1 rRNA gene is annotated in these 527 nt (G+C 53.3%); it reads right to left on the bottom strand.

Annotation, left to right across the window (positions count from 1 at the left end):
• A 16S ribosomal RNA gene (locus KP22_RS21095) occupies positions 1-456 on the bottom strand; the annotation flags it as partial.
• Positions 457-527 lie beyond the last annotated feature (71 nt).

Raw genomic sequence — 527 nt, 5'->3', positions numbered from 1 at the left:
TGCCTTCCTCCCCGCTGAAAGTGCTTTACAACCCGAAGGCCTTCTTCACACACGCGGCATGGCTGCATCAGGCTTGCGCCCATTGTGCAATATTCCCCACTGCTGCCTCCCGTAGGAGTCTGGACCGTGTCTCAGTTCCAGTGTGGCTGGTCATCCTCTCAGACCAGCTAGGGATCGTCGCCTAGGTGGGCCATTACCCCGCCTACTAGCTAATCCCATCTGGGCACATCCGATGGCAAGAGGCCCGAAGGTCCCCCTCTTTGGTCCGAAGACGTTATGCGGTATTAGCTACCGTTTCCAGTAGTTATCCCCCTCCATCAGGCAGTTTCCCAGACATTACTCACCCGTCCGCCGCTCGCCGGCAAAGTAGCAAGCTACTTCCCGCTGCCGCTCGACTTGCATGTGTTAGGCCTGCCGCCAGCGTTCAATCTGAGCCATGATCAAACTCTTCAATTTAAGATTTGTTTGATTTGCTGAACTCGTCAGCGATGCTCAAAGAATTAAAACTGTTTATTCGTAATGAATTT

This window comes from Pectobacterium betavasculorum (assembly GCF_000749845.1).
Classification (GTDB): Bacteria; Pseudomonadota; Gammaproteobacteria; order Enterobacterales; family Enterobacteriaceae; genus Pectobacterium; species Pectobacterium betavasculorum.
The sequence above is the reverse complement of the archived record's forward strand: the minus strand, read 5'-3'. Positions and strand labels throughout refer to the sequence as shown.